Here is a 20640-nt window from a genome sequence, read left to right as displayed (position 1 = left end):
CCACTGAATAAAAAAATAAATGACTTTACAAGAACGTATTGATTTATCAGAAACACACGTCTGCACGACCGTGTTTCCGTTTTTGACGAATCATCACGATACCTTATTCGGCGGCAAGGCGATGTCCATTATGGACGAAGTATCGTTTATGGCTGCAACACGATTTTGCCGCAAAACGTTGGTGACTGTATCGACAGATCGTATAGACTTCAATAGGGCAATTCCTTCCGGAAGTATTATTGAAGCTATCGCAAGGGTTCAGAATGTAGGCCGGACCAGCTTGAAGGTGAAGGTCGAGATATTTTTGGAACATATGTACAAGGAGGGAAGAGAACTGGCCATTGAGGGTGTTTTTACATTTGTTGCCCTAGATGAAAACAAACAGCCAATTCCAGTCCTTGAAGGCTTGGATATTGAATAAAATTTTAGCATTCCGAATGCGGAAACTCAGGGGAGAATTTTATAGGTCATCTCTAGAACGTTGTGATTCTATGGTGTTTTATGCTTTTTTTTATTCGTTTCGTTTGATTGGGCTGAGGTCATTAAGCTCTTCGGCTGTGAATAGGCGATAATGAACTTTGAAAGTTTTACCCAGTGGCGTTTCCAATGAGAATCCTCCGGGACCAAACCCATCTAGTACATCGAGGGTGAAATGCGCATGTTTCCAATATTCAAAGAGATCACGATCTACCCAAAATTCATATCCTTCAGCTAATCCGATCATGGCATCATTCGTCCTCGGAAAATACCCTCCTTCCTCAAAACACTGTGGTTGTGTACCCTCGCAACAGCCTCCGGCCTGATAAAACATTAATTTACCATGCTTTGCTTCAAGTTCATGAATGAGCTCCCTTGCTTTTTCAGTGATGTCTAATCTATTAATCATGGTGAAATCAGTTATGTGTTTTAGCGTTGGTTCATATGAAATTCAGCGGAAGGGGCAGCATTTGCTCCCCCTAGACTCGGGCATCAAGCTGTTCGAAAAGTATACCCGGTATGCTTCAGTTAAAAGAAGCCAAGTTTTTCTTTGCTGTAGGAAATCAACATATTCTTGGCCTGTCTGTAATGGGCAAGCATCATTTTATGGTTTTCCCGTCCAATTCCTGATTGTTTGTATCCGCCAAATGGAGCGCCAGCTGGGTAGGAGTGGTACTGATTTACCCATATACGTCCAGCTTGTATGGCACGTGGAACCTGATAAAGCTGATGTGCATCTCGGGTCCATACACCTGCTCCGAGACCATACATGGTATCGTTGGCGATGGCAATTGCTTCTTGTTCGTCTTTGAACGTGGTCACTGCCAGCACAGGGCCGAAGATTTCTTCCTGGAAAATGCGCATGCTATTATCTCCTTTAAATAGGGTGGGTTTGATGTAGTAGCCTTCTTCAAAACCAGCACCAACATTGTTTTCATCTCCGCCGGTCAATACTTCGGCTCCTTCTTCTTTGCCAAGTTTAATATAGGACATGATCTTATCTTTTTGAATCTTCGATGCCTGAGCACCCATCATTGTTGTTGGGTCTAATGGATCCCCAACTTTGATCTGATTAACCCGATCGACCACTTTAGCGATGAATTTTTCATAAATATCCTCCTGAATCAGTAGACGAGAGGGGCAGGTGCAAATTTCGCCCTGGTTGAGCGCAAATAATACCGCCCCTTCAACTGCTTTGTCCAAAAATGCATCATCTGCATCCATTACCGAACTAAAGAAAATATTGGGCGATTTTCCCCCTAATTCCAGGGTTACCGGGATGATATTTTCAGTCGCATATTGCATGACCAAACGTCCTGTTGCTGTGGAACCTGTGAATGCTGCTTTGGAAACCTTTGGATTGGTGACCAAGGAACGACCAAGCTCTGCGCCGAAACCGTTGACGATATTGACCACTCCGGCAGGAATCAAATCACCGATGATTTCCATAAGAACAAGAATAGATGCTGGTGTACTTTCAGCGGGTTTTAACACGACAGTGTTTCCTGCAGCAAGGGCCGGAGCTAGTTTCCATACGGCCATCAGAATCGGGAAATTCCATGGAATAATCTGTGCAACAACCCCGATTGGTTCGTGTACAATCAGCGACACCGTATTGCTGTCCAGTTCGCTTATGGACCCCTCTTCAGCACGGATTACACCGGCAAAATACCGGAAATGGTCGATGGCTAATGGGATATCCGCATTGAGTGTTTCACGTACAGCTTTTCCGTTGTCTATCGTTTCAACGGCTGCGATATATTCTAAATTAGCTTCAATGCGGTCAGCGATTTTATTGAGGATAATACTTCGTTCTGTAGCGGAGGTTTTTCCCCAGGTTTCAAAAGCTTTGGCTGCAGTGTTGACAGCGAGATCCAGATCTTCTTTTGTTGAATGGGCAACTTGAGTAAACACTTTTCCGTCTACCGGCGAGATATTATCGAAGTATTTTCCTTGAATTGGTGCGACAAATTTACCACCAATGTAGTTGTCATATCGTTCTTTGAACGATGGTCTTTTGATTGCGCTCATATGGTTTATTATTAATTATTTTTAATCCCTTCTTATCAAAGTTAGCCAGCAATTATTCAATAGCGTAGCAGAATTGATCCAAAACATAGCACAATTGTGGCAGATGAATTTCGGCTACAATTTATTTTTTTTATTATATTTGATTGACTGCCAATTATATTTAATTGTTGCACTATGGGAGATAGGACGCTGATTCATACATTGCCATTTTCGCGGGCTGGGGAGCTTAGCACATTAGTGGAGAACCGACGCGCATTTACGTTAGATAGTTTGGAGCTTAATATCTACGAAACATATCGGGTATCGCAGCATGTGCCTTTATGTTTTGATGATTTGGTTATGATTAACATGATCCAAGGTAAAAAGATCATGCATTTGGAGAATGTAAAGGCTTTTGACTATCTGCCCGGTCAGATGATGGTGTTGCCTGCATCGGTGGCTATGCATATTGACTTTCCGGAGGCGACCCTCGACCAACCCACGCAGTGTACCGCTTTAACGATTCATAAAGAGAAGATAGCAGCAGTCTTGGACTATCTAAATGAGTTTTATCCGAAAGAACAATTTAGTCAGTGGCGGCTTGATCCGGATTTTTTTCATCTGTACAATTCGACTGAGCTCGCCGACCTGGTGAACAAGTTGTTTCAGATTATTATTAGCGAAAATCCGTTGAAAGATGTACTTGCAGATTTGACTTTTAAAGAGCTTACGATTCGGCTACTTCAGTCACAGTCGCTGATTGCATTAAAAATTGGGAAGTCGCCCAACAAGGTGCTGTTACATGTGCAGGAATTTATTCAGAAACATATTACCGAGAAAATTTCAATTGGCTTATTGGAGCGGACTGCCCACATGAGCAAAGCGAGTCTTACGCGGATGTTTAACCGTGAACTTGGACTTAGTCCGATGGAGTATGTGATCCAACAGCGTATCGAGAAGGCAAAAAAAATGCTTTTACTCACCCGGAATGTAAAGGAGTCTTGCTATGGGGCTGGATTTAATGATGTCAACTACTTTGTCCGGCTTTTTAAAAGCAGGGTAGGAATGACGCCAGGCGCATTTGTCCTGGCGCGTTAATTTAGAATTTCATCACGCGATCAAGCTCTCGTTTAACATCTCTTTCTTTGATGTTTTCTCGTTTGTCAAAATCTTTTTTACCCTGTGCCAAGGCAATTTCAACTTTGGCAAACCCCCGGGAACTGATAAAGATGCGTAGGGGTACAATGGTAAAGCCACGTTCTTCCCCCTTCTCTTTTAGCTTTTTTAATTCTCTTTTTGTCAATAGCAGTTGACGGTCGCGTTTTGCCTCATGGTTATAAAAAGATCCCATGGAGTATTCAGCGATGTGCATGTTTCGGATATATAGTCCGTCCTCAAAAAAACTACAGAAACTATCGTTAATATTTGCCTTTCCTTCGCGTATGGATTTTATTTCTGTACCCAATAATCGAATTCCTGCAATGTACTTGTCCAGTAAGTGGTATTCAAAAGAAGCTTTTTTATTTTTTATATTGATATCTGAAGATAAAGCCATATATTGTTGTATATTAGTAAGTCTATACCATTGCTATTGCAATGAACCTAAATGTAACTAATTATAGGATAATTTAAAGTTCGCAAATATAATTATTAAAATTGTCTTATTTTAAAGTAGAATTGTGTGGGCAGATGTTAGCGGAGTATTAAAATAAAATTAACGGTTTTGGGCGATGTGTTAAAAATATGACTAAATTTAAGCGAAAGTCAGATTATGTTTTCGTATGTTTGCAACGTTTTTTGGAATTATTGTGAATATATACAACGTAGAATTTCAACTTGCATTGTGCATATTAGCAGATTTTTAGTCGGAGACCGAGTTTTTTATATAAAAGTCCAATTCGATAATTTTGTTTGTTACAATAACATCTAAAAGTTAGAAATAGTTTTAGAAATACCTTTTTATCGCATGAGTAAAGGAAAGTTAGGCGAAAAAATATCGCAATTTAAGATTGTTGAGGAGTTGAAAGCTAAGGGCTTATATGCCTATTTTAGACCTATTCAATCAAAACAAGATACCGAAGTAAAAATCGATGGTAGACGTGTATTGATGTTTGGTTCTAACTCTTATTTAGGGTTAACGACTGATACACGTATTATAAAGGCAGCGCAAGATGCTTTGGAAAAGTATGGTACTGGATGTGCTGGATCTCGTTTCTTAAACGGTACGTTGGATATTCACGTGGAACTGGAAGAAAAATTATCTGCTTATGTAGGTAAAGAAGCCGCGATTCTTTTTAGTACAGGATTCCAATCAAATCTAGGTCCTTTGTCATGTCTAATGGGACGTAATGATTATATTTTGTTGGATGAACGTGACCACGCGTCAATTATTGATGGTAGCCGTTTGTCTTTTTCCAAAGTAATCAAATACGGTCATAACAATATGGAGGACTTACGTGCTAAGTTATCACGCCTACCTGAGGATAGTGCAAAGTTAATTTGTACGGATGGTATCTTTAGTATGGAGGGTGATATTGTTAATTTGCCTGAGCTTACATCGATTGCCAATGAGTTTGATGCTGCTGTAATGGTAGACGACGCACACAGTCTAGGTGTTATTGGGCACAAAGGAGCTGGTACAGCTTCTCATTTTGGGCTTAATGATGATGTAGACTTGATTATGGGTACATTTAGTAAATCGTTAGCTTCTTTAGGTGGATTTGTGGCCGGTGATGCAGATGTGATTGATTTCTTAAAACATAATGCGCGCTCTGTGATGTTCAGTGCTTCAATGACTCCAGCTTCGGTGGCTTCCACATTGAAAGCTTTGGAAATTATTCAAAATGAGCCAGAGCATATTGAAAAATTATGGAAAAATACAGATTATGCCAAAGCACAATTACTGGATCATGGGTTTGATTTAGGTGCTACGGAAAGTCCTATTCTACCAATCTTTATTCGTAGCAATGAAAAAACGTTCTGGGTAACTAAAATGCTCCAAGATGATGGTGTATTCGTTAATCCAGTTGTTTCTCCGGCAGTTCCTGCGGAAGAGTCTTTGATCCGTTTTTCATTGATGGCGACACATACTTATGACCAAATCGACGAGGCTATTGAGAAGATGGTTAAAGTATTCAAACAAGCTGAAGTTGAAACATTAATATAAAATCTAATCGTATGATTCAGATTATACCCGTTGAAACAAAGAAACAAAGACGGCTGTTTATAGATTTCCCTCATAGTCTCTATGAGGGAAATCCTAATTATGTACCTGCCTTATTTCTTGAACAAAACGATTTGCTTTCCCCTGACAAGCATCCCTTTTATAAACATTCCCAAGCACAACCTTTTCTAGCTTATCGTAACGATAAGATTGTCGGTCGTATATGTGCCATCTGGAACAACAACCATAATGCCTTTAATCATGTGAATGAAGGACAGTGGGGTTTTTTCGATTGTATAGATGATCAAGAAGTCGCAAACGCGTTATTTGAAACTGCAGAAAAATGGGTTAAAGCTAAAGGAGGGGATACGATCGTTGGGCCGATCAATTTATCGACCAATGATACCGTTGGTTTATTGGTTGACGGTTTTGATAAGCCTCCGGTGGCCATGATGCCCTACAATTCACCGTATTACATCGACTTGATTACCAATTCAGGCTATGGACATAAAGTGGATTTGAGAGCTTATTTGGTTATGGAAAAGTCTGCGGATAAGCGTTCTGTATTGCTTTTGGATAGGCTGGAAGAGCGTTTGAAAAGATCTGGCATTACATTGCGTCAATTCAATGTGAAGGATTTTAAAAACGAGGCAGCAAAAGTTCGTGACATTTATAATAGAGCATGGGATAAAAATTCGGGTTTTGTTCCGATGACAGAGGACGAATTTAATTATACGGCCAAAGATTTAAAAATGATTCTCGATCCACGTTTTGCTATCGTTGCGGAGAAAGATGGTGAGCTTGTTGGCTTTGGTCTAGGGATACCAGATATCAATCAGATCCTTATCAAAGTGAAGCGAGGACGTCTACTTCCTACGGGTATTTTTAAATTGTTATTTGGCAAGAAAAAAATCAACTTGCTCCGTGTACTTATGTTAGGGGTATTGGAAGACTACCGTAAGCTTGGTATTGAAGCATGTTTGTATGGCCGAATTATAAAAGAATCAAAAGATTCTAATATTAAGGGGGCCGAATGTTCATGGATGTTGGAGCATAATTACATGATGAACCACGCTATTGAACAAATGAATGGAGAATTGTACAAACGTTATCGTTTGTATCAAAAATCATTATGATAGAAAAAGTATTAATCACCGGAGCGAGTGGTTTTGTAGGCTATCATTTGACAAGAGCAGCGAAAGAGGCGGGGATGGAAGTTCATGCCGCGGTGAGGAAGTCAAGTGATGTTTCAGAAATTCGCTCCGTTGTAGATAAATTTGTTTATCCGGATTTCTCTGATGAAGAGTCTATCAGAGAATTACTGGAAGCGGAAAACTATACCTATGTTGTTCATGCCGCGGCAATGACTCGTGCCAAACATGAAGAAGATCTCGAAAAGGTCAATGTTGGTTATACAAAAAACTTGGCATCAGCTTGTTTTTCTTTAAAAACTCCCATCAAAAGATTTGTTTTCGTTAGTAGTCTTGCGGCGATCGGTCCTGTTAACTACGATGCTAACCTTATCGATGAAAGCAACCCTTATCGTCCTGTTACGGCATATGGTCGTAGTAAGCGGAAAGCGGAGCTCGCGTTGAATGATTTTAAAGGTCAGCCACTAACGATTTTGCGCCCTACTGCGGTATATGGCCCTCGTGAAAAGGATATTTTTATTGTTTTTAAAACAATGAATGGAGGCCTGGATGCCTATGTTGGTCGCTCTCCTCAAAAGCTTAGCTTTATTTATGTTGCCGACTTGGTACAGGCGATTATTCATGCTTGTCGTTTTGACCAAGGTGGAAAGCAGGTGTATAACCTCAGTGATGGGCAGGTATATGGGCGTTATGAGTTGGCTAGGTTTTTCAAAGAGTTTAGTCAAAAGAAAATGATTCGTATGCATATTCCTTTGGGTGTAGTGAAGACTATCGCGGTTATTTTTGAACGTTTGTATAAAAATTCTAAAGCAATACCTGTACTATATCCGGAACGGCTGAATGAACTTACAGCTGAAAACTGGGGCTGTGATATCTCGGCGGCTCAACGTCAGCTACAATACCAACCTAAATATGATTTGAAGAAAGGCTTAATGGAGGCATTGGCTTGGTATAAGGAAAATAAATGGCTATAATCGCAGATAATGAGTGAGTTAAAAATAAATAAAAAACTTTTTCAGGATAGAAAGAGAACAAATATCTTAAGTGAACCCGAACAAAAACTTATTTCGTACCTCGTTCCTCGAATCCCCAATTGGATTACTTCGGATGGACTTACGGCAATTGGATTTTTAGGTTCCTTAATGATATTGGGGAGTTTTATACTGGCTGAATATGTTGATATTCGCTATTTACTTTTAGGAATCCCTGGTTTCTTTGTACAATGGTTTGGTGATTCATTAGATGGGCGTATCGCATTCTACCGCAATAAATCCCGTCGCTGGTACGGTTTCGCACTGGATATTGTAATGGATTGGATCAGTACGGTTTTTATCGGATTAGGTTATGTGCTGTATACCGTGGGCGATTTTAAGTATCTGGGATTTACATTAGTCGCATTATATGGCTGGGCAATGATTATTTCTCAGCTCAGGTATAGAATTACAGATAAGTATACGATAGACGCCGGAATTTTGGGGCCTACTGAAATTCGAGTGATTATTTCATTGGTTATGCTCTTCGAAGTTTTAATGCCTGGATCTATTAATTGGTGTGTACTGGTAATTTGTATCGCACTTTTTATAATTAATACAAATGATACACGCCTCCTTCTTAAATTAGGCGATGAAAAAGATAAAGAGGATAAATTGAAAAAACAGCAGGAGGAGGCTATTTAACGATGTCTTCAAAAGTTATTACTTTTTTAAAAGCTCAACTTTCCGCCTTTTTAGGCGGATTGTTTGATTTTGGAGTATACTCTGCTTGTTATAAGCTACTTCATATCAGTGCTCCTTTTTCTAATGCTATTAGTGGTAGCCTTGGTGCTGTTGTTAATTTTTTGATCAATCGATACTGGTCCTTTGGTAGTACGCAAAAGTCTGTAGGGAGTCAGCTATGGAAATTTGTGATTGTCGTCTGTGGTAGTATTACATTGAAGTCTACGGGAATTCATTTTCTGGTGGATGTATATCATTTAAACTTTTTGTTCTCAAAACTAGTCGTTGAGCTGCTCGTTTCTTTGGGTTTCAACTATACACTTCAGCGTTTTTGGGTTTTTAAAGCGGAGGAGAAGTAGTAATTACCTAGTTTTGCTTTTGTAGGATGTTAGTTTAGCTCTTGTTCCAGACTAAAAGGGCTTCTTAGCGTCTTATCTCTGTTATATTCCTTCAAATCGCTGTTGTTTTCTGTTTCTCTGCGGCAAATCGGAGGTGAAGCGTGCCACTATCTTATTTGTTGATTATATTTATTCGCTTTTATTTAGTTCTTCTTTAAACTAGATTTTAATTGGTATTTAGTTAGGTTTAAGTTAGGTTTAGTTTAGCTATAACCTAAACTATACCTAAACTAACCCTAACTAAACCCTAAGTAAACCCTATACTAAAATGAAAGTTGATCAAAGTTTACAATAAGTAATTCCTGGACCAAAATGACAGGATCGGGAGCCTTGCATAAATTCTAAAAAGATTCCCGGGCAAGTCTTAAGGTCGCCATGCCATTCGCTGTTCCGCTACGGTTGTGGTTCCTAACACATCTTATTTCTATTATATATATCGATGGTATTAAAGGTTGCGGATCTCTGTTCGGCTACGTTTGCGTTTTTCAATCTCCCTTTGTTATGCTGCGTCGGTGGGGCAGTAGACCCCGCAGGTGCAATTCAGGATGTTTTCGTTACCTGATGCCGCTATGTGGCCAAATCTGGTGGCCGGATCAGCCATCCCAGCCTTCCTATCACCTGTTTTACAAAAATAATCTCGCACCGTTACAGGTAGTTAGAAACAAAATGAAATAAATAAGAACAAAAGGCTTGGAAGTTTGTTCCTAAACTCCCTATCTTTGCACCACTCCGCAAGGGAGAGACGGTTACTTCGAGAGAAGGAGCCATGAAAAAAAAAGGGTTTAAGAGAAGTCTGGCAGGATCAAAAATCCCGCTCAGTTTATTTTAAACGCGGAAATCGAAAAAAGAGAAAAGAAAAAAAACTTCAAAAAGTTTTTGGAAGTTCAGAAAAGATTTCTACCTTTGCAGTCCCAACGGAAACGAAGGGGAAAACAAAAAAGATAAAGACGGCGCAATGCCATCGGAATATAGCGGATACGGAAGTTGAAGCGGCAAAAGTTCTTTAAGAAAACACAATCATGTAAGCGTGACGAGTAGACAAACGAAAGTCATGAACAAATTCAAGTAATTCGTTCAATTCGATCCAAGATCAGAGATATAAAAAAAGAATTCTGATTATGTAAATAGTTGGAATCAAAAACTTCATTTTACAATGGAGAGTTTGATCCTGGCTCAGGATGAACGCTAGCGGCAGGCCTAATACATGCAAGTCGGACGGGATCCATCGGAGAGCTTGCTCGAAGATGGTGAGAGTGGCGCACGGGTGCGTAACGCGTGAGCAACCTACCTCTATCAGGGGGATAGCCTCTCGAAAGAGAGATTAACACCGCATAATATAATTTCCCGGCATCGAGGAATTATTAAATATTTATAGGATAGAGATGGGCTCGCGTGACATTAGCTAGTTGGTAGGGTAACGGCTTACCAAGGCGACGATGTCTAGGGGCTCTGAGAGGAGAATCCCCCACACTGGTACTGAGACACGGACCAGACTCCTACGGGAGGCAGCAGTAAGGAATATTGGTCAATGGGCGGAAGCCTGAACCAGCCATGCCGCGTGCAGGAAGACTGCCCTATGGGTTGTAAACTGCTTTTGTCCAGGAATAAACCTAGATACGTGTATCTAGCTGAATGTACTGGAAGAATAAGGATCGGCTAACTCCGTGCCAGCAGCCGCGGTAATACGGAGGATCCGAGCGTTATCCGGATTTATTGGGTTTAAAGGGTGCGTAGGCGGCCTATTAAGTCAGGGGTGAAATACGGTGGCTCAACCATCGCAGTGCCTTTGATACTGATGGGCTTGAATCCATTTGAAGTGGGCGGAATAAGACAAGTAGCGGTGAAATGCATAGATATGTCTTAGAACTCCGATTGCGAAGGCAGCTCACTAAGCTGGTATTGACGCTGATGCACGAAAGCGTGGGGATCGAACAGGATTAGATACCCTGGTAGTCCACGCCCTAAACGATGATAACTCGATGTTGGCGATAGACAGCCAGCGTCCCAGCGAAAGCGTTAAGTTATCCACCTGGGGAGTACGCCCGCAAGGGTGAAACTCAAAGGAATTGACGGGGGCCCGCACAAGCGGAGGAGCATGTGGTTTAATTCGATGATACGCGAGGAACCTTACCCGGGCTTGAAAGTTAGTGAAGAGTGCAGAGACGCACTCGTCCTTCGGGACACGAAACTAGGTGCTGCATGGCTGTCGTCAGCTCGTGCCGTGAGGTGTTGGGTTAAGTCCCGCAACGAGCGCAACCCCTATGTTTAGTTGCCAGCATTTAAGGTGGGGACTCTAAACAGACTGCCTGTGCAAACAGAGAGGAAGGTGGGGACGACGTCAAGTCATCATGGCCCTTACGTCCGGGGCTACACACGTGCTACAATGGATGGTACAGCGGGCAGCTACATAGCAATATGATGCTAATCTCTAAAAGCCATTCACAGTTCGGATTGGGGTCTGCAACTCGACCCCATGAAGTTGGATTCGCTAGTAATCGCGTATCAGCAATGACGCGGTGAATACGTTCCCGGGCCTTGTACACACCGCCCGTCAAGCCATGAAAGTTGGGGGTACCTAAAGCATGTTACCGAAAGGAGCGTGTTAGGGTAAAACCGATAATTGGGGCTAAGTCGTAACAAGGTAGCCGTACCGGAAGGTGCGGCTGGAATACCTCCTTTCTAGAGTATCGAAGATCGGTGCTCGTCACGTTACATATGATTGCAAGAAGAAAAAACATCAGAAGAAAGTGCCCGCCCCGAAAGGAGCAGGACCGAGAGAAAGAGATGAACAAGATAAGCTAGTCCCGTAGCTCAGTTGGTTAGAGCACTACACTGATAATGTAGGGGTCAGCAGTTCAAATCTGCTCGGGACTACGAAAAAAAGAGGGGAATTAGCTCAGCTGGCTAGAGCACCTGCCTTGCACGCAGGGGGTCAACGGTTCGAATCCGTTATTCTCCACATCACCGGTGAAGTATATAAAGATATACTTCAGGATACCGGAAAAAGAGTTCTTTGACATATTGAAAGAGAAAAAAAATTACAAGAGAAGACAACAGTATAGAGACAATACGTGTATGTGTTTGAAGTAAGGGAGAGGCCCTCGGTGAATGCCGAACGATCCCGAACCTAGCATACGGGTATATATATCAAAAGCAGCCGCATAGTAGCAAAAGGCTATGCCGGTGAAGAAAGTAAATAAGGGCACACGGGGGATGCCTAGGCTCTCAGAGGCGAAGAAGGACGTGATAAGCTGCGATAAGCTTTGGGGATTGGCAAATGCGACTTGATCCAGAGATTTCCGAATGGGGCAACCTGACTATTTGAAGAATAGTCGTATAAAACGCGAACGCGCTGAACTGAAACATCTAAGTAGGCGTAGGAGAAGAAAATAACAATGATTTCCCAAGTAGTGGCGAGCGAACGGGAAAGAGCCCAAACCGATCATGTTACGGCATGGTCGGGGTTGTAGGACCACGAGATTGTACAGCGCTATGAACTGGAAGCAGGTGGGAAACTGCGCGACAAGGGTGAGAGCCCCGTACAGGTAAAGAATGTTGACATAGTGGTATCCTGAGTACCGCGGGACCGGAGAAATCCTGTGGGAATCCACCAGCACCATCTGGTAAGGCTAAATACTCCTGAGAGACCGATAGTGAACCAGTACCGTGAGGGAAAGGTGAAAAGAACCCCGAACAGGGGAGTGAAAAGAACCTGAAACCGTGTGCTTACAAGCGGTTGGAGCAGGCAGGTCCTGTGACAGCGTGCCTTTTGCATAATGAGCCTACGAGTTACTCTTGTCTGGCAAGGTTAAGTCCTTCAGGGACGCAGCCGAAGCGAAAGCGAGTCTTAATAGGGCGCATAGTCAGATGAGGTAGACGCGAAACCTTGTGATCTACCCTTGGGCAGGTTGAAGTTGCAGTAACATGTAATGGAGGACCGAACCGATAAACGTTGAAAAGTTTCCGGATGACCTGAGGGTAGGGGTGAAAGGCCAATCAAACTGGGAAATAGCTCGTACTCCCCGAAATGTTTTTAGGAACAGCGTCGGCGTAGAGTTTGATAGAGGTAGAGCTACCGATTGGGTGCGGGGGAGTCAAATCCTACCAAATCCAGACGAACTCCGAATGCTATCAAATATAGCCGGCAGTGAGGCTTTGGGTGCTAAGGTCCAAGGCCGAGAGGGAAAGAACCCAGACCATCAGCTAAGGTCCCCAAATTCGTTCTAAGTTGAACTAACGAGGTCCGGTTGCCCAGACAGCTAGGATGTTGGCTTGGAAGCAGCCATTCATTTAAAGAGTGCGTAACAGCTCACTAGTCGAGCGGCCGGGCGTGGATAATAAACGGGCATCAAGAACGGTACCGAAGCTATGGATTTGCATTGAAAGATATGCATCTGGTAGGGGAGCATTCCATCGCCGGGGAAGCAGTTTGGCAATGAACTGTGGAGGTTATGGAAAAGCAAATGTAGGCATAAGTAACGATAAGGCGGGTGAGAAACCCGCCCACCGAAAGACCAAGGTTTCCTGATCAACGTTAATCGGATCAGGGTCAGTCGGGACCTAAGGCGCACCCGAAGGGGGCAAGCCGATGGACAACTGGTTAATATTCCAGTACTCTTCATAACTGCGATGTGGTGACGGAGTAGTGACACTGCCGCGAACTGACGGAATAGTTCGTTGAAAGGCGTAGGTATAGGGACGGTAGGCAAATCCGCCGACCCTGCTGAAACCCAATAGTACAGCAAAGCTCCGGTGGCGCTGATAGAGCAGGTAAACAGACTTCCAAGAAAACCCGCTAAGCTTCAGGTTATGAAGACCCGTACCGCAAACCGACACAGGTGGTCGAGGAGAGAATCCTAAGGTGCTCGAGTGAGTCATGGCTAAGGAACTCGGCAAAATGGCCCTGTAACTTCGGGAGAAGGGGCGCTGTCTCGTAAGAGCAGCCGCAGTGAAAAGGCCCAGGCGACTGTTTAACAAAAACATATGGCTTTGCAAAATCGCAAGATGAAGTATAAGGCCTGACACCTGCCCGGTGCTGGAAGGTTAAGAGGGGATGTCATCGCAAGAGAAGCATTGAATCGAAGCCCCAGTAAACGGCGGCCGTAACTATAACGGTCCTAAGGTAGCGAAATTCCTTGTCGGGTAAGTTCCGACCTGCACGAATGGTGTAACGATCTGGGCGCTGTCTCAGCCATGAGCTCGGTGAAATTGTGGTATCGGTGAAGACGCCGATTACCCGCAACGGGACGGAAAGACCCCATGCACCTTCACTATAGCTTAACATTGAGATTGGGTACAGGATGTGTAGGATAGGCGGGAGATGTTGAAGTGGCTTCGCCAGGAGTCATGGAATCAACCTTGAAATACCGCCCTTTCTGTATTCGGTTTCTAACTCCCTTATGGGGAGGACATTGTTTGGTGGGTAGTTTGACTGGGGTGGTCGCCTCCAAAAAGGTAACGGAGGCTTTCAAAGGTAAGCTCAGTACGCTTGGTAACCGTACGTGGAGTGCAATGGCATAAGCTTGCTTGACTGTGAGACCGACAAGTCGAACAGGGTCGAAAGACGGACATAGTGATCCGGTGGTTCTGTATGGAAGGGCCATCGCTCAAAGGATAAAAGGTACGCTGGGGATAACAGGCTGATCTCCCCCAAGAGCTCATATCGACGGGGAGGTTTGGCACCTCGATGTCGGCTCGTCACATCCTGGGGCTGGAGAAGGTCCCAAGGGTTGGGCTGTTCGCCCATTAAAGTGGCACGCGAGCTGGGTTCAGAACGTCGCGAGACAGTTCGGTCCCTATCTGTTGTGGGCGTTGGAAGTTTGAGTGGATCTGACCTTAGTACGAGAGGACCGGGTTGGACAGACCTCTGGTGAACCTGTTATGCCGCCAGGTGTACGGCAGGGTAGCTACGTCTGGAATAGATAAGCGCTGAAAGCATCTAAGTGCGAAACTAGCCACGAGATGAGACTTCCTTATAGGGTCGTAGAAGATGACTACGTTGATAGGCCATAGGTGTAAAGGTTGAGAGACCAAAGCCAAGTGGTACTAATAGCCCGAAGCTTTCTCAAGCAGACAGACACTGTTGTCTTCCTCTTTAATTTTTGAAACAAACAGAAACGAACCTCTTTCAATAGCTATGTCAGTTGGCATGAATCACATGATATCAATCATGATAATGTCAATAAAGATTTTTAGGTGCCTATATCGGCGGTGTCTACCTCTTCCCATTCCGAACAGAGCAGTCAAGCCCGCCAGAGCCGATGGTATTGCCGTAACAGGTGGGAGAGTAGGTCGGTGCCTTTTTTTACACGGAAGCCCTTGCTGGAAACAGTCAGGGCTTCTTTCGTTTAAGTACTTTCCTTGTGAAGCATCTCGCCTGTTCTAGAACTCCCGTATCTAGGTTTTTTGTATATTGCTGTACATATTACTTACTGGCCATATGAGAAATTGTTTGATCATCGTCTGCCTTCTCTTGTTTAATCTGAGATTAGGTATTTGCCAAGACAGACAGGATTACATTTTTGTTTCCTACCAAAACTATCTTCCAACCCCCAAGATAGGTATTGTTGATTTAACATTTGATCCTGAGAAAGTAATGGTCACATATGATTTTTATTGAGTAACTTTGCAGCGCAATGGGTACATTATTGGACAACGGAATTAAACCGTATAATCATTACGGGGCTTATTTAAAGCAAAAGTATAACGGACAGAAAGTGTTTAAAGTGATTGTGGATGGTAATTTTACTTGTCCCAATCGTGATGGTAGTAAGGGCTATGGTGGTTGTACTTACTGTAATGTAGATTCTTTTACACCGGATACTGCCCGGAAAATTCCTTCGATACGGGAGCAGGTAGAATCGGGTATTGAAAGAGCACGCAATAGCTATGGCGCCGAGAAGTTTATTATTTATTTCCAACCAAATACAAATACATATGCGCCGACGCATCTACTGAAAATGATGTATGATGAGGCCTTAAGTATTGATCCTGAAAATACTTTGGGGCTTTCTGTTGGCACACGTCCTGATTGTTTGGATTTTGAAAAGATTGCATTGTTGGAGTCTTATACAGATCGTTACGATGTGGATTTGGAAATGGGTATGGAATCGATCTACAACGATACATTGGAGCAGATCAATAGAGGCTGTTCTCACGACGAATTTGTTCAGGTCATGGATATGCTGAAAGATACCCCTTTGGAACTTTGTGTACATACAATCTTTGGCTTCCCATGGGAATCTGAAGAAATGATGTTGAAATATGCAGATGAAATCAACCGCTTTCCACAGATTAAATTTGTGAAGCTACATCACCTACATATTGTAGAGGGATCTATTATGGGGGTTAAGTTCAAACGTGAGCCCTTTGAACTTTTTTCGATGGAAGGTTACACCGAGTTCTTAGCGAAGTTTATTCCTCGATTGCGTCCTGATCTGATCATTCAACGTATTTTCGGGATTGCAGATAAAGACTTGTTAATTGCCCCGAATTGGGGCTTACCGAAATCAGGTATTCAAACATACATCGATAAGGGATTGGAAGCACGTCAGGTCGTGCAAGGAAGTCTTTTTTAGTCGCCTCCAATAATTTCTACTCTTTTGATAGATAATTGGATGCTATCGCGTTTAATAAATATATTCCGCGCTATAAAAAACAGCAAAGGCTTCTCTAAAGAAGCCTTTGCTGTTTACCTACAAAAAATAGGGTACGATCACCATCTTTTATTTAGCCCTCAACAATCGTTTTTAGATCGGCTGGAGAGTAATTGATAGATTTTAACGTTTTATTGTCGGCTGTTCTGAATACCAGGAATTTGCCATCAACTTCTTTATAATAGGATTCTACGCCTTTTAATTTATAGTGCTCCTGTGTAGCGATGGCTTCTGCTTCGTCTTTACATGCCTTGCTCATATTGGAACGTTGAACTTCATCAAAAAGAGCTGAGAATTTATCTTTTAAACCAAATTCTAATACCGCTCCAGCAAGTACATATTGAATGTCACATAGTGCGTCTGCAATCTCTACCAAATCCTTATCCTGGATGGCTTCTTCTAATTCTTTTAATTCCTCAGCGATCAACGATACCCGTAAGGCACATCTTTGTTCAGATGGAATCGTAGGGGTGTCTAGGATTGGATGTTGGAATGTTTTATGGAATTCCGCAACGGATGAAAGTGTTTTCGGATCAGTCATATTCTTTGTTGTTTTATTTGAAAGAGCAAATATAAAAAATAAAGGACGGTTAACTGAATGACCGTCCTTTATTTTTATTTATCTTCTTAAGCGATTAAATCAGGTGCTTTAATTGCACGATTTCACGTTCCTCTAAATATCTCCAGCGGCCACGTGGAAGATCTTTTTTCGTTAAGTTTGCATAAACCACACGGTCCAATTTAACGACTTCATATCCTAATGACTCAAAAATACGACGTACGATACGATTTTTTCCTGAGTGGATTTGGATGCCAACCTCACGTTTTGATCCACCTTGAACATAGCTCAAGTCATCGGGTTTGATTGCACCATCTTCTAATTCGATGCCAAAGCTGATTTTGTTAAAATCACCTTGTGTAAGGCTTTTGTTTAACTCGACATTATAGATTTTGCTGATGCTGTTGCGCGGGTGTGAAAGTTTTTCAGCAAGACTACCATCATTTGTCATTAAAAGAAGTCCCGTCGTGTTTCTGTCAAGACGACCAACAGGATAGATTCTTTCTTTTGTCGCTTTAGAAACTAGTTCCATTACGGTATGACGCTCCTGAGGATCATCTGTAGTCGTGATATAATCTTTTGGTTTGTTCAACAAAACGTAAACATTTTTTTCACGTTTTAATCGTTCGTTGTTGTAACGGATTTCATCTGTTGCAGGATCTACCTTAGTACCCAATTCTGTAACAGGTTCTCCATTTACCCAAATGACACCAGCAGTGATAAGCTCATCAGCTTTACGTCTTGAACAAATACCAGCATTGGCGATGTAACGGTTTAAACGAACTAAGCCATCATCCTCTGCATCCTCTGCTTTTTTCTTTGGACGTTTAATATATTGTTTATCACCAAAGTTTTTGTTGTCATCAAAATTTCTACTTCTTTCGCCATCAAACTTTCTGTTAGAAGGTCTTGAAGAGTCATTTCTGTCTGAACGTTTGAAACTGTCTCTTTTATCAAAAGAACGCTCCGATCTATCAAAAGATCTTGGAGTGTCATTTCTATCTGAACGTCTGAAGTTATCTTTTTTATCGAAAGAACGCTCTGAACGGTCAAAAGATCTTGTGGAATCAATTCTGTCTGTACGTTTGAAGTTATCTTTTTTATCGAAAGAACGTTCTGAACGGTCAAAAGATCTTGAGGAATCATTTCTGTCTGTACGTTTGAAGTTATCCTTTTTATCGAAAGAACGCTCTGAACGGTCAAAAGATCTTGAGGAATCATTTCTGTCTGTACGTTTGAAATTATCTCTTTTATCAAAAGAACGCTCTGAGCGGTCAAAAGATCTTGAAGAGTCATTTCTATCGGAACGTTTGAAGTTATCTTTTTTGTCAAAAGAACGTTCTGATCTATCAAATTTATTGAAGGAATCTTTTTTGTCAAAAGATCTTGAAGAATCATTTTTATCAAATGAGCGGCCTCCTCTACCAAAGGATTTTTCTGAATTATCTTTTGAACGGAAGGAATTGTTCTCTCCTCGGAAGGGAGGTTTGTCTGAGAATTTTTTAGATCCGAATGATCTGTTCTCACGATTATCATCTTTTCTGAAAGAACCTCTTTCAGATTGGTCATTCGACCCATATGATTTTTTTCCGAAACTATTGTTCTTATCGCCTCTAGATTTGAAGCTATCTGAGTTGCCTCGTGACTTTCTGGAGTTGTCATCACGACTGTTCCTTTTATTGCTGAATGGCATTGTGTTTTGCTAAAATGTGAACCACAAAGTTAGGTATAATTTTGGGTTTTGCGAAAAAATCCTTATCTTTTTGTCTTTTCTTGAATTTGTTGCGTTTTTACGCCAAAAAAGCCACTTTAAGTTGTCTGTAATGTAACTATTTGTTTTTTAAATAAATAGTGTTTACCTTTGTACCCTTGAATTTGAACCAAGCTATTTTTTGATCGATTGGAGTCGTGGATAGGATAGCATTAAGGGAGTGAATGATAAGAAAGAAAGTTTTATGTAGTAGTTTGATTTTGTTTGCTTTATTGCTGTCAAAATTATACTCAACCCCACACAACAACGCTTCAAACGGCGATAAGATCGTTGAACCGAAGCTCGTAGTAGTTCCCGCTCATCATGGGGACGAAGAAGAAAAAAAAGAAAAAAGCAATTCGTTTGAATCTTATATGAATTCATTGACATTTGCCGAAGATTCATTACCGATGGATCGTCCGCTTGTGGAAAGTAAATTGCGCAAATTTTTCAATCGATTCTCGTTTAAAAAAACAGGATCATACGATATGCACAAAAAGGCAGAGACCTATTTGCCTATGATCGCAAAGATCCTTAAATCACATGGTATTCCGGAGGATTTTAAGTATATCCCCTTAGTGGAAAGCGGGCTTAGTAAAGCTGTTGTTTCATCTAAGGGAGCTGGTGGTTATTGGCAGTTTATGCCAGCAACAGCGCGATTGTATGGATTGAAAGTCAATGGTACAGTAGATGACCGGAAAGACCTTGTTAAATCTACACATGCTGCTGCCAGATACTTGAAATACCTGTATGCCCAATTTGGAAACTGGACCTTGGTAGCTGCAGCATATAATGTCGGTGATGGTAGTTTAAGAGGTTCTATAAGGAGACAAAAAAAGGACGACTATTTTGCATTGAAATTGAATAATGAAACGGGTTCGTATGTGTACAAACTTGTTTCAATGAAGGAAATTATCGAACATCCGCAAAAGCATGGTTATTCGCGTTATGCAAACAAAGAAAGCGAGACCTTGGATAAGGAACCCAATATGCTCTAAAATTGCGTCAAGTACAATAACGATTAAAGTACCATAAAAAAGGCTTTCCATATTGGAAAGCCTTTTTTATGGTACTGCGTTTAATCAGTGTTATGGCGTCGATAGATTTTTATCTTAAATCGACGATTTCAAAACCTTTGTAATCATTTTTGTTGAATACAAATAGACTACCTGAAAGCGCTTTATTGCCTTCTTGCGAAGTTAATGTATAGGTATAGCGATTACCACTTTTATCAAAAACGGTCGTATCATAGATCAGGTTGCTTGCCTTATTGATACGCAGCTTTATCTTTGAATAGTTTTTTTTGCTATCGAGCGGACTTAATTCAACGACACTTAGCGTAAGTCCCTTTACCTTTTCAGTATTGGTCAAGGTATATATAAAACCGCTGGTGTAGAAGCTGAATATGTTTGTTGGATTGATCTCGTTGGTCGAATTGCTTGCTTCTGAGATTTCCACTTCCTTTTCGGCTTTCATGATATTCCACTGTGTCTTGGAATCCGATATCAATACTTGATTTTTGGTATTGACCTGGTACTTGTTGTTACTCTTGTCCAGGTATATTGTTCCAGCGTCAGTATGTGAACCACCATTAGCTTGTTTAATAGCTAATGAGAAGTTGGCCTGTATTGTTTTGTATGCATTGTACTTTTGGCTTACTTTCGTCAGTAATGCTTTAGCAGTGGCATCATTTTGTGCATAACTGTTTTGGCTGTATGCAATAATTAGCAAACCTACCATAAACCACAATTGTTTTTTCATC

Annotated in this window: 15 protein-coding genes, 2 tRNA genes and 3 rRNA genes; 14 read left to right on the top strand and 6 right to left on the bottom strand. The window is 41.8% G+C overall.

Annotated features, from left to right (window positions below):
* Nucleotides 1-19: 19 nt before the first annotated feature.
* Complete coding sequence (locus K2F45_RS23935; protein WP_088162966.1) at nt 20-421, top strand: acyl-CoA thioesterase; 402 nt, start codon at nt 20-22, stop codon at nt 419-421.
* Between the two features lie 90 nt (nt 422-511).
* Here the strand turns inward: K2F45_RS23935 and K2F45_RS23930 are convergent, their stop codons facing one another.
* Nucleotides 512-886 (bottom strand): DUF779 domain-containing protein, encoded by a 375-nt coding sequence (locus K2F45_RS23930; protein ID WP_046672734.1) that lies wholly within the window; start codon nt 884-886, stop codon nt 512-514.
* Between the two features lie 119 nt (nt 887-1005).
* A complete protein-coding gene (locus tag K2F45_RS23925; protein WP_248932545.1) occupies nt 1006-2508 on the bottom strand; it encodes an aldehyde dehydrogenase family protein in 1503 nt (500 codons plus the stop codon).
* A 174-nt stretch (nt 2509-2682) separates the two neighbouring features.
* Between K2F45_RS23925 and K2F45_RS23920 the strand changes: the two genes are divergently transcribed.
* Nucleotides 2683-3585, top strand: a complete 903-nt coding sequence (locus K2F45_RS23920) for an AraC family transcriptional regulator (RefSeq protein ID WP_075994201.1) — start codon at nt 2683-2685, stop codon at nt 3583-3585.
* Nucleotide 3586: 1 nt separating this feature from the next.
* On the opposite strand, the gene smpB is transcribed toward K2F45_RS23920, so the two are convergent.
* Entirely contained in the window at nt 3587-4042 is a 456-nt protein-coding gene (gene smpB / locus K2F45_RS23915; protein ID WP_075994200.1) for an SsrA-binding protein SmpB, read from the bottom strand.
* A 411-nt stretch (nt 4043-4453) separates the two neighbouring features.
* Between smpB and spt the strand changes: the two genes are divergently transcribed.
* From spt to mnmL, 11 genes are all read left to right on the top strand, one after another.
* Nucleotides 4454-5653: a serine palmitoyltransferase gene (gene spt / locus K2F45_RS23910; RefSeq protein WP_046672730.1), complete on the top strand. Its 1200-nt coding sequence runs from the start codon at nt 4454-4456 to the stop codon at nt 5651-5653.
* 11 nt (nt 5654-5664) lie between these two features.
* Complete coding sequence (locus K2F45_RS23905; protein ID WP_070561222.1) at nt 5665-6786, top strand: hypothetical protein; 1122 nt, start codon at nt 5665-5667, stop codon at nt 6784-6786.
* Nucleotides 6783-7775, top strand: coding sequence for an NAD-dependent epimerase/dehydratase family protein (locus K2F45_RS23900; protein WP_248932544.1), 993 nt, complete (start codon nt 6783-6785; stop codon nt 7773-7775). Before K2F45_RS23905 ends, K2F45_RS23900 begins: the two co-directional genes overlap by 4 nt.
* A gap of 9 nt (nt 7776-7784) precedes the next feature.
* Nucleotides 7785-8477, top strand: a complete 693-nt coding sequence (locus K2F45_RS23895; protein WP_075994198.1) for a CDP-alcohol phosphatidyltransferase family protein — start codon at nt 7785-7787, stop codon at nt 8475-8477.
* A 2-nt stretch (nt 8478-8479) separates the two neighbouring features.
* The gene (locus K2F45_RS23890; protein ID WP_075994197.1) at nt 8480-8875 is read left to right on the top strand and encodes a GtrA family protein; all 396 of its coding nucleotides are present in this window, start codon (nt 8480-8482) and stop codon (nt 8873-8875) included.
* Between the two features lie 1189 nt (nt 8876-10064).
* A 16S ribosomal RNA gene (locus tag K2F45_RS23885) occupies nt 10065-11593 on the top strand.
* A 121-nt stretch (nt 11594-11714) separates the two neighbouring features.
* Nucleotides 11715-11788: transfer RNA gene (locus K2F45_RS23880), tRNA-Ile, on the top strand.
* A gap of 11 nt (nt 11789-11799) precedes the next feature.
* Nucleotides 11800-11873: transfer RNA gene (locus K2F45_RS23875), tRNA-Ala, on the top strand.
* A gap of 227 nt (nt 11874-12100) precedes the next feature.
* Nucleotides 12101-14982: ribosomal RNA gene (locus K2F45_RS23870) — 23S ribosomal RNA — on the top strand.
* A gap of 123 nt (nt 14983-15105) precedes the next feature.
* A 5S ribosomal RNA gene (rrf, locus tag K2F45_RS23865) occupies nt 15106-15217 on the top strand.
* The 16S, 23S and 5S rRNA genes sit together here with 2 tRNA genes alongside, the layout of an rRNA operon.
* Nucleotides 15218-15549: 332 nt before the next feature.
* Nucleotides 15550-16491, top strand: a complete 942-nt coding sequence (gene mnmL / locus K2F45_RS23860; protein WP_248932543.1) for a tRNA modification radical SAM protein MnmL/YtqA — start codon at nt 15550-15552, stop codon at nt 16489-16491.
* 151 nt (nt 16492-16642) lie between these two features.
* Here the strand turns inward: mnmL and K2F45_RS23855 are convergent, their stop codons facing one another.
* The gene (locus K2F45_RS23855; protein WP_046671593.1) at nt 16643-17110 is read right to left on the bottom strand and encodes a pyrophosphohydrolase domain-containing protein; all 468 of its coding nucleotides are present in this window, start codon (nt 17108-17110) and stop codon (nt 16643-16645) included.
* A 94-nt stretch (nt 17111-17204) separates the two neighbouring features.
* Complete coding sequence (locus K2F45_RS23850; RefSeq protein WP_248932542.1) at nt 17205-18821, bottom strand: pseudouridine synthase; 1617 nt, start codon at nt 18819-18821, stop codon at nt 17205-17207.
* Between the two features lie 242 nt (nt 18822-19063).
* Between K2F45_RS23850 and K2F45_RS23845 the strand changes: the two genes are divergently transcribed.
* The gene (locus K2F45_RS23845) at nt 19064-19876 is read left to right on the top strand and encodes a lytic transglycosylase domain-containing protein (protein WP_075994195.1); all 813 of its coding nucleotides are present in this window, start codon (nt 19064-19066) and stop codon (nt 19874-19876) included.
* 109 nt (nt 19877-19985) lie between these two features.
* On the opposite strand, the gene lolA1 is transcribed toward K2F45_RS23845, so the two are convergent.
* A complete protein-coding gene (gene lolA1 / locus K2F45_RS23840; RefSeq protein WP_248932541.1) occupies nt 19986-20639 on the bottom strand; it encodes an outer membrane lipoprotein periplasmic chaperone LolA1 in 654 nt (217 codons plus the stop codon).
* Nucleotide 20640: the final 1 nt, after the last annotated feature.

Source organism: Sphingobacterium siyangense, from assembly GCF_023277505.1.
GTDB lineage: Bacteria > Bacteroidota > Bacteroidia > Sphingobacteriales > Sphingobacteriaceae > Sphingobacterium > Sphingobacterium siyangense.
This window is presented reverse-complemented; position numbering and strand designations above follow the sequence as displayed.